Below are 10,066 nucleotides of genomic sequence, written 5' to 3'. Positions count from 1 at the left end.
ACCGTTGTAAGTTTTTTTTGTTTGTGGCGGCCGTTCAATTGCCTAGACATTTTCCGTCATCGCGGTGCGAGCGTGGGGGCGGCACGCCGCGCCGTCCCGCCCCACCGTCGTACGCGTACGCCCCGACGCCACGACCGCCACCAACCCGACCAGCGCCAGCGCGCCCCCCAGCCACAGCGGGCCGGGCACGCCGTAGCGGTCCGCGGCCCGGCCGCCGAGCAGCGCCCCGAGTGCGATCGCGGCGTTGAACACCCCGGCGAAGAGCGCCGACGCCGCCTCGCGCCGCGTGGGCGCGGCCGCCATCAGCCAGTTCTGGGCGCTGACCGACACTCCGCCGTACGCCAGCCCCCACACCACCAGCAGCGCCGCCGCGGCCACGGCTGAGCCGCCGCCCACCGCTGCCGCCAGCAGGACCGTCACGCCGAGCACCGCCGAGATCACCAGCAGGGTCCGCCGGGGGTCGCGGGCGGCGGCCGCCCCGCCGAGGAAGTTGCCGGCGATCCCGGCGGTCCCGTACACCAGCAGCAGCCCGCTGATCAGGCCCGCGCCGATGTCCGGTACGCGCTCCAGGGCCGGGCGTACATAGGTGTACGCCGCGAAATGTCCGGTCACCAGGGCCAGCACCAGCAGCCCGGCCCGCACCCGCGCGACCCGCAGCAGCCCCGCCACCTCCCCGAGCCCGCCAGCCCCCCGCGCGGGCAACGGCGGCAGCAGCAGACCGAGCAGCACCGCCACGGCCAGTGAGAAGACCCCCATGGCGGCGAACGCCCACCGCCACCCCGCCAGCTCCCCCATCAGCGTCCCGGTCGGCACCCCGGCGACGGAGGCCACCGCGATGCCGCTGAAGATGACCGCGGTGGCCCGGCCCACTTCCTCCTCGCGCACCAGCCGCACGGCGAGCCCCGCCGCGACGGCCCACACCCCGCCGATGCACACCCCCACGAGCGCCCGCGCGCCCAGCAGCACCCCGAAGCCGGGCGCGAGCGCGGACAGCGCGTTCGCGGCGGCCAGCAGCACCATCAGCACGCACAGCACAAGCCGCCGGTCCGCACGCCGCACGGCGACGGGCAGCAGGGGCGCGGCGAGCGCCGCGACGAGGCCGGGGAGGGTGACGGTCAGCCCCGCCGTGCCGTCGGACGTACCGAGGCCCGAACCGAGGGAGGTGAGCAGCCCGACCGGCAGCATCTCGGTGGTGACGACGGCGAAGGTGGCGGCGGCGACGGCGAACACGGCGGGCGGCAACGCGGCCCGCGGCAAGGGGAGTTCAGTATTCCTGTGCATGCTGCCCAGCGTCTGCCGCCCGCCGCCCGGGAACAACGGCGAAGTTCTCACTTCGGCCGCGCGGCCGAGCGGCTGCACATATCCCAGAGCCGCGTCAGCCAGCTCCCGCGCGCCCTGGAGACCCGTATCGGCCCCCGCCCGCCTCAGGGTCTGCCGCTCAGAGCGCCAAGTGTCTGCGCAGCGCTGCGTCGAGCTCGGCCATTCGCTGAGCGGGCACGAAACCGATGCGGTGCAGCACCCGCTCCACCGTGACCGCGCGGACTTGCTCGCACTGGGCCTTGGAATCCTTCGCGAGATGACATTCCTCAGCCCGCAGAAGGACCTGGAAGGGAAAAACCCGCGACGTGTTCGACGTCATCGGAACGACGGTGACCACACCTCTGCCCATGCGCTGCGCGGTCTGATTGGCCGCGTCGTTCGAGACGATCACCGAGGGGCGGGCCTTGTTCGCTTCACTGCCGCGCACCGGCTCGTAGTCGATCAGGTAGATCTCACCTCTGCGCATCGGTCAGCCCGTCTCCGGCGGTCCGGTCCCAGAACGCCGCGTCCTCGCTCGCATCCCACTCCTCGAAGGCAGCCGCGTAGTCCGACTCCAGCTGGGAGTTACGCAGCAGCTCGATCGCGGCATGTATCACTGCGGAGCGGGACTCCGCCTCGATCTTCGCCGCGTACTCGTCGACGAAGGTCACGTCCTCCTGCGGCAAGCTCACACTGATCTTCATACCACCGATGCTACTCGGGTATGACCCCGCTTGCTACCCGACGGTGGCCGCCATCTCTCACGGCCGGTGCCCAATCGCCTCAAGCTGGCGTACCTGCGTACCTGCGTACCTCCGTACCTCGAAGTGGAAGCAGCCGTACTCCACCGCCCTGACGTGTACGAGCGCCACCCCGGCATCGGCGAAGGCCTCATCGAACGCGGCGTCGAAGCCCGCCGTGGTGTCGTCCGGGATCTCCAGCAGCCGGCCACCGACGATCCGGCCGTCGGCGCTGTAGCGGCGTACGGTGCGCAGGGCGCCCGCCCGGGCGAAGGGGTAACCGTCAGCCGCCGGGTCCGGCCCTCCGCACTCCTCATCATGGATGAACACAGGCCCTTGCTCGTCGTACGCCCCGGGCCGGGCCCACGTCTCGGCCGCCCACCGGCGCAGCGGCGCGTACGACACCAGCGCGATCCGCTCACCGGCCTTGCTGAGCCGCAGACAGCACCGCAGCGGCGCCCCGCCCTCCTCATCGGCGTACGGAACGCAGCCGCGCCCCGCGTCGTCGGTCTCCCGGAGCTGCTTGAGGGCGGAGGGCTCGACGGGGCGTGCGATGTACCTCGTGGTCGTCATACGACCAGCATCGGCTCACCAAGTGCACCGCACCGGCGGATTCCGGACAGCGCGCTGCTCGGTCACCGCAGGTCCGCGTCAGCTGCGAGCATACTCAGCAGCCAGTACAGGACCGGCGTGGAAGGATGGCGGAAAACGACACATACCGAGGAGATGACCGGGTGCCTGGCACGAATCTGACCCGCGAAGAGGCCCAGCAGCGGGCGAGCCTGCTCACCGTTGACGCGTACGAGATCGAGCTCGATCTGAGCGGCGCGCAGGAGGGCGGCACCTACCGGTCCGCGACCACCGTGCGTTTCGAGTGCGCCGAGGCCGACGCGCAGACCTTCATCGACCTGGTGGCGCCCGCCGTGCACAAGGTCGTGCTGAACGGGAAGTCGCTCGACGTCGCCGCCGTCTTCCGGGACTCACGCATCACCCTCAAGCACCTCCTGGCCGGCCCGAACGAGCTGCAGGTCGTCGCCGACTGCGCGTACACGAACACGGGCGAGGGCCTGCACCGCTTCGTCGACCCGGTCGACCAGCAGGCGTACCTCTACACGCAGTTCGAGGTCCCGGACGCGCGCCGCGTCTTCGCCTCGTTCGAGCAGCCGGACCTGAAGGCGACGTTCCAGTTCACGGTGAAGGCCCCGTCCGGCTGGACGGTGATTTCGAACTCCCCGACGCCCGAGGCGCCGAAGGACGACATCTGGGTCTTCGAGCCGACGCCGCGCATCTCGACGTACATCACCGCGCTGATCGTCGGCCCGTACCACTCGGTCCACAGCTCGTACGAGAACGCCGCTAACCGGCAGAGCGTGCCGCTCGGCATCTACTGCCGCCCGTCCCTCGCCGAGTTCCTGGACGCGGACGCGATCTTCGACGTCACGCGGCAGGGCTTCGACTGGTTCCAGGAGAAGTTCGACTACGCGTACCCCTTCGCGAAGTACGACCAGCTCTTCGTGCCGGAGTTCAACGCGGGCGCGATGGAGAACGCGGGCGCGGTGACCATCCGCGACCAGTACATTTTCCGCTCCCGCACGACGGACGCGGCGTACGAACGCCGGGCCGAGACGATCCTCCACGAGCTGGCGCACATGTGGTTCGGCGACCTGGTCACCATGGAGTGGTGGAACGACCTGTGGCTGAACGAGTCGTTCGCCACGTACACGTCGGTCGCCTGCCAGGCGTACGCGCCGGGCTCGAAGTGGCCGCACTCGTGGACGACGTTCGCCAACGCGGAGAAGACCTGGGCGTACCGCCAGGACCAGCTGCCGTCCACGCACCCGATCATGGCCGAGATCCGTGACCTGGACGATGTGCTGGTCAACTTCGACGGCATCACGTACGCGAAGGGCGCTTCCGTGCTGAAGCAGCTCGTCGCGTACGTCGGCCAGGACGAGTTCTTCCGGGGCGTACAGGCGTACTTCAAGGCGCACGCGTTCGGGAACACGCGCCTGCCCGACCTGCTCGGCGCGCTGGAGAAGACGTCCGGCCGCGACCTCAAGACCTGGTCGAAGGCGTGGCTGGAGACGGCCGGCATCAACATCCTGCGCCCGGAGATCGAGACGGACGCGGCCGGCAACGTCACGTCGTTCTCCGTACGCCAGGAGGCCCCGGCACTCCCCGCTGGCGCGAAGGGGCACTCCACCCTTCGCCCGCACCGGATCGCGGTCGGCTGCTACGACCTGGACGGTGACGCCGGCAAGCTGGTCCGTACGAACCGGATCGAGCTGGACATCGACGCGGCGGAGCTCACGGACGTCCCCTTCCCGCCCAACACCCCCCGCCCGGCGGTGATCCTGCTCAACGACGACGACCTGTCGTACGCGAAGGTGCGCCTGGACGCGCAGTCGCTGGCCACCGTCACGGCGCACATCGGTGACTTCACCGAGTCGCTGCCGCGCGCGCTGTGCTGGTCGGCCGCGTGGGACATGACGCGCGACGGCGAGCTGGCCACCCGCGACTACCTCTCCCTCGTCCTGTCGGGCATCGGCAAGGAGTCGGACATCGGCGTAGTCCAGTCCCTCCACCGCCAGGCGAAGCTCGCGCTGGACCTGTACGCGGCGCCGGACTGGCGCGAGACGGGCCTGGCGCGATGGACGGAGGCGACGCTGGAGCACCTGCGGGCCGCCGAGCCGGGCAGCGACCACCAGGTGGCGTGGGCACGCGCGTTCGCGGCGACCGCCCGCACGGCGGACCAACTGGACCTGCTCCAGGGCCTGCTGGACGGCACGGAGACGGTGGACGGGCTGGCCGTGGACACCGAGATGCGCTGGGCGTTCGTCGGACGGCTCGCGGCGACCGGCCGCGCGGACGAGAAGATGATCTCGGCGGAGCTGGAGCGCGACAAGACGTCGGCGGGCGAGCTGCACGCGGCGTCGGCGCGGGCGGCGCGGCCGACGGCCGAGGCGAAGGCGGAGGCGTGGGCGTCGGTGATCGAGTCCGACACGCTCCCGAACTCCACGCAGGAGGCGGTGATCAGCGGCTTCGTCCAGACGGACGCCGCCCAGCGTGAGCTGCTGGCGCCGTACTCGGAGAAGTACTTCGCGGCGGTCAAGTCGATCTGGGAGTCGCGCAGCCACGAGATGGCGCAGCAGATCGCGGTCGGCCTGTACCCGGCGGTCCAGGTCTCGCAGGCAACGCTGGACGCGACGGACGCATGGCTGGCATCGACGGACCCGACGGCGGCGCTGCGCCGCTTGGTGCTGGAGTCGCGGGCAGGCATCGAGCGATCCCTGAGGGCGCAGGCGGCGGACGCGGCGTCGGCGTAGGGGGGCGCGGCAAAGGGGGCCGCCGAAGCCCCTGACCCGCCTCGGCCTCGGCCTCGGCCCCGGGGGGCCTGGTCCGGCCTCGACCTTGGAGACCCCGGTCCGGCCTCGGCCTCGGGGACCCCGGTCCGGGCTCGGGCTCGGGTCTCGGGCTCGGGTCTCGCCTCCGTGGCCGGGGCTCCGGGCTGGGACCGGGGGCCGGGACTGGGGGCCGGGCAACCGGGCCGGGCTCCGACCGGGGCCACCGGCCGGGCTCCGGACCGGGGCCACGGGGCCGGGACCTCGGGGCCGGGACTCGAGGCCGGGCCACTGGAGGGCCACGAGGATGGTGGCCCGGCCGGGCCTCGAACCTCGCCGGAATCCGGACCGGAACTCGCTCGTCCGGAGCTCACTCGTCCCTAGCTCCCTCGTCCGGAACTCACTCGTCCCTCCCCCGGCGAATTCCAGCCCGTCCGGCGCTTGGGGACACGCCCGGAGGGCGTCCGGGCCGGGCGTATTGGCCTGGCCCGGCTCCGTCCCACCCCGGTGAACTCCAGCCCGTCCGGCGCTTGAGGACACGCCCGGAGGGCGTCCGGCGTCCGGGCCTGCCCCACGCGGCGGAGCCGCAAAGTGTGACAGCGGGAAGAGGGCGGGTTGGGGAAAGCCCGCCCCAGGCGCCCCGTACCGCCGCGCACGAGAGGGCGCCCCCGCCAACGCGGGAGCACCCTCTCGTACACCGTTGAAACCGCCCGACGGCCGGGCGCTGTGCCGCTGCCGTCCGCCGGGCGGGGGTCTGCTGGCCGGGTTCTACCGACCGGGACTGCTGGACCGGCCGGGACTACTGGCCGGCCACGTCCTCGTACCGCGCCCGCAGTTCGGCCGCCCCCTGCTCAGTGAGCGCCCCATGCAGCCGCATCCGGGCGACGCCGCCGTCGGGGAAGGCGTCGAGGCGTACGTGGGTGGCGACAGCCTGCGCGGGAAGCTTGAAGCGGTGCAGCGTGTCGGGCTGAAGCTTGGTCCGCGGGATGATCTCGAACCACTCACCGGTCTCGCCGTTGCGCCCGCTGAGCGCGATCCAGCCGGCCGAGTTGCCCTTGAGGTACGCCGTGTCGATCTCGACGGCGCGGATCGCGCCCTGCGCGACGAGGCGGAACCGCACCCAGTCGTTGGTGTCACGAACGCGGCGGCGCCGGTTCTCCCATCCGTCGTCCATCTTCCGCGAGGTCCCCGGCAGGATGATCTGCGTCGGCGACGAATAGAACTTGTCGGAAGCGTCTTCGTACACACCCCCGTTGAGTACGGAGACGAGGTCGACAGTCCCAAGAAGCTCGAGCCACTCGGGGTCGGGCACGACTTCACCGTGCACGCGGAGGCGGGCGACGCCGCCGTCGGGGTGCTGGCAGAGCCGGATGTGCGTGTAGCGGCGCTCGCTGGTGATCTCGAACCCGTTGGCGGCGTGGCCGCGCACGGGCGTCACCGGAACGATCTCCTCCCACTTCACATCGGCGGCGAGAAGCTGCTCGGGGCTCGGCGAACCCTCCACCGCGGCGGCCTGGATGCTCACGCGCTGCGGGTAGTTGCCGCGGAAGTGGGCGGTGTCGACGACGATGCCGCGGATGACGCCGGGGGCGCCGAGGCGGACGATGGCCCAGTCGTGGTCGTCGGGCGCCGGGAAGGGGTGCGCCCCGTCGGTGCCGCGCCGACGACGGGTCTCCCACCCATCCATGATCTTGCCCTTGTGCCCGAAGTGCTCCGGGTCGAAGACGGCGCGCTCCCGGATGAGGAGGTTCTCGCGTTCGGCGAAGAACTCGTCGTTGGCGGCGATGACCCCGGCCCCGAGACGCCGGTCGGCCAGGTCGACCAGCTCGGTGAAGGGAAATTCCCCACCCCGGTAGTCGGCGTACGGGTCGCCTCCCCCATACGGGGCGGCGTCGTTGGCGTGCGGATCTTGGAGGGGCGCGTCGGTCGCCGCGGTCGTCGTCGTCATGTGCCGACTGTCACACCGTGGGACCAGTCAGGTCCATCGAAAGTTTCTGGACAAGCTTTGAAGCAAATCTGAATGGTGGGCGCGTGGTAGGAGGCCGTAATGGCGGTGGTACGGGCCGGCCGGGGTGCCTAACGGGAGGCGCACGAAGGCGGGCGTTGGCGGCCCTGGGGCGTTGATCGCGTCTGCGATGGGGGCCGCCACACGTAAGTGTGGCGCCGGAGCCCCGCCCCTCAAGGGCGCTCCTACGTCGCGTCGCCTACGGCGATTCCGCTCCGCTACCCCCTTGACCGCCGACCCTCCGCCGCAATGCATCTGGGGGGCGGCCCCCGGGGGGAGCCCACGGGGAAGGCTCGGGGAGTGGCTGCTGTTTCGCTGCCGGGTGGCGGGCTCGGTGAGTGGGGCGCACAACGTCTAGGGGGCGGCGCGCGGCCCCAGACTCAGCGGCCGACGGGAACGGCCCTTGGCGCGACATCCCCATTCCCCCGCACACGACCACCCACGTAGGTGGCCGGCCGGCCTGTCCGGTCGACGTGCGGACTCATGCCTGCGCGGGTAGGGCGCGACAGTTGAATGGGGCGACTCGGGCGGGTGTGGCGCCCATCCCGGTGGGTGACCGGCTGAGCGACAAGCCCGTTGCTGGTGTGGGCGGGTGGTGGGGCACGCGATCGCGGTAGCTGGTCGCGGGTCGAAACGCTCCCATGACGACTGGGAGCTATACGACTGAGACGAGTGGGACTAGAGGGGCGTTGGGATTCACCAAGTGCCGGGTTCATCGCGCTCGGGCCCGGAACCGGCTTGCTGAGGCGACCGAGCCCACCAAGCACGAAAGCTTGGGCGTTACTTGACCGCAGAGCCGACGGCCCGGCGAGCCATCGCACTCACACAATCGGCCCGACGCGGGTCCTAACGCTCCCTTCACGGCGGGAAAAGCAACGGCCGGGACAGATGAGACTGGGGAGGCGCTGGGATTCATCAAGTGCGGGGTTAATTGCGCCCCGAGCCCGGAACCGGATCGCTGGCGCGACCGAACCCCACAAAGGACGAAATTACCGACTACCCCGTCCCCAGGCAGGCCGCCAGGCCGACGGCTGGTGACCCGCCACGCCAGTCGGCTGTCCACGCGATCCGTCGGGTCGACGTGAGTCGAAACGCTCCCATGATGGCCGGAGGCCCTAGTGCCGGGTTCGTTACGTTCCGGGGTCGGAGCCGGGCTGCTGGAACGACGGATGGGCATCTCGGCCGCCGCGTCCAGTCCGCCGAATGCCCCTTTTCCAGTCCCTGGGGGCTGACATGGGTCGAAACGCTCCCATGACGGCCGGGAGCGAAGCAGCTGAGACAGGTGGGACGGGCGAGGTGTTGGGATTCCCCAACGGCGGGGTTCGTCGCGTTCGGAAGCCCCGAGCCGTGACGGTCGAGCGAACGCCGAGGCTACGGAGGAATGGACGCCACCGCCGGGCCCCTTCGTACTCGGTCCACCTGCAGCGCACCACCACACCAGTCGCATCGGCCGTAACGACGACCCCAGCGCGGAAGCGCTGTGTGACCGAGCCCCACCAACGACGAAGGTGGACTGCTGCGGAAGCCGAGGCGGCGGCGCAAACGCATGCCCCAGCCCGCTCACAACCAACGAGCTCACCTCCCGCCAAACACCTGTCGCACCAGCCGCACCACCATCCCAATAGCCGCCCTGTTCGGGGCTCACCAGCCCTCCACCTGTGGGTCGAAACGCTCCCGTGAGGGCCGCGAGCGACACCGCTGAGACGGATGGGACACGAGGGCGTTACGGGATCATCAAGTGGCGGGTTAGTAGCGGGCGAGGTAGTCGGGTTGGCAGGACATCCGGAATCGCCCCGTGGTGGGTTGGTGCACCCCGAGGCCCATGCCGGCCCGTTGGTGTGCGCCCAACCCGGCATGTCGGGCGGCATTGCCGCCTCGACCGGCCCCTGCCCGCCGATTTGCGCCGCAGCAGTCCATCATTCACATCCGCAGGACCGACCCTCTCGCCGGGCGCCCCTTTCGCTCTCACGAGCCTTACAACACGGCCTCACCACGGCAGCCAAAGCGGCTGGGACTGAGGGGACTGGCGGGCCGTTGGGCATCGACATCTACTGGGGTAGGTGCACGCCGACGTCCGTGCCGGGGTGTTGGTGTGCACTGAACCCGGCACGTGGCGCATGCCGAGCCTTCCCCAGGGCGCTCAAAATGATGCAAAGCGGGCCTCAATTTCGTCTTCTGCGCGGTTCATCCCATCCCGCCCTGCCGAGCGCCACGAAGTGGCCCACCCGTCCGGGTAGCCGAGAGAGTCGAGCCGGTCTGCGAGCCCGGTCGCTCGTTCCGGCCGGACCGTCGACAGGATCACTCGCCCCTGGACGCCCCTCCACCCACCCACACCAGCCACGCGCTTACCGTCCAACCGACCACCGGCCGGGGTGGACGCCACACCCACCCGAGTCACCCCATTCAACTGTCGCGCCCCACCCGCAGGCCCAAGAGTCTGCAGGTCGTCCCGCCAGCCTCGCCGTCCGCCCACCTGGGTGCTCGCTTGCGTCGGAATGGGGATGGTGCGCCAACGGCCGTTCCCGCAGTCGCTGAGGCTGGGGGCGCGCCACCCCATAGACATCATGCGCCCAGCCACTCACCCGACGGCCACCGAGCCGACCCGCGCCGCTTCCCGGAGGTAGCGTGCAGGGCGTTTTTCTTTGGGCCGTCCCCGTACAAGCGTTAGCGGTGGGCCGGGG

Annotated in this window: 6 protein-coding genes and 1 pseudogene; 2 read left to right on the top strand and 5 right to left on the bottom strand. The window is 70.8% G+C overall.

Translation table 11 applies throughout. The features are described from left to right. Window positions 1–42 precede the first annotated feature (42 nt). Window positions 43–1,281, bottom strand: coding sequence for an MFS transporter (locus tag ABZX79_RS37505; protein WP_355268451.1), 1,239 nt, complete (start codon window positions 1,279–1,281; stop codon window positions 43–45). Here ABZX79_RS37505 and ABZX79_RS37500 point away from each other — a divergent pair. After that, window positions 1,276–1,419 (top strand): annotated as a pseudogene (locus tag ABZX79_RS37500) (LysR family transcriptional regulator); the annotation flags it as partial. The gene ABZX79_RS37505 and the pseudogene ABZX79_RS37500 overlap by 6 nt on opposite strands. Window positions 1,420–1,438: 19 nt before the next feature. On the opposite strand, the gene ABZX79_RS37495 reads toward ABZX79_RS37500, so the two are convergent. The 3 genes from ABZX79_RS37495 to ABZX79_RS37485 are packed head-to-tail and all read right to left on the bottom strand — an operon-like array spanning window position 1,439 to window position 2,612. Beyond that, window positions 1,439–1,786 carry a type II toxin-antitoxin system PemK/MazF family toxin gene (locus ABZX79_RS37495; protein WP_215137726.1) on the bottom strand — a complete coding sequence of 116 codons (348 nt, stop codon included), beginning with the start codon at window positions 1,784–1,786 and terminating at the stop codon, window positions 1,439–1,441. Beyond that, on the bottom strand, window positions 1,773–2,003 hold the full coding sequence (locus ABZX79_RS37490; RefSeq protein ID WP_355268447.1) for a ribbon-helix-helix domain-containing protein: 231 nt from the start codon (window positions 2,001–2,003) through the stop codon (window positions 1,773–1,775). Before ABZX79_RS37490 ends, ABZX79_RS37495 begins: the two co-directional genes overlap by 14 nt. A gap of 57 nt (window positions 2,004–2,060) precedes the next feature. After that, entirely contained in the window at window positions 2,061–2,612 is a 552-nt protein-coding gene (locus ABZX79_RS37485; RefSeq protein ID WP_355268445.1) for a DUF1203 domain-containing protein, read from the bottom strand. Window positions 2,613–2,773: 161 nt separating this feature from the next. Between ABZX79_RS37485 and pepN the strand changes: the two genes are divergently transcribed. Next, window positions 2,774–5,365, top strand: coding sequence for an aminopeptidase N (gene pepN / locus ABZX79_RS37480; protein WP_355268442.1), 2,592 nt, complete (start codon window positions 2,774–2,776; stop codon window positions 5,363–5,365). Window positions 5,366–6,179: 814 nt separating this feature from the next. Here the strand turns inward: pepN and alc are convergent. Next, complete coding sequence (gene alc / locus ABZX79_RS37475; RefSeq protein ID WP_355268439.1) at window positions 6,180–7,328, bottom strand: allantoicase; 1,149 nt, start codon at window positions 7,326–7,328, stop codon at window positions 6,180–6,182. Window positions 7,329–10,066 lie beyond the last annotated feature (2,738 nt).

Source organism: Streptomyces sp. NPDC002994 (assembly GCF_040611155.1).
In the GTDB taxonomy this organism is placed as follows: domain Bacteria; phylum Actinomycetota; class Actinomycetes; order Streptomycetales; family Streptomycetaceae; genus Streptomyces.
Note: the sequence above shows the minus strand (reverse complement) of the source record. Positions and strands in the feature narration are given on the sequence as shown.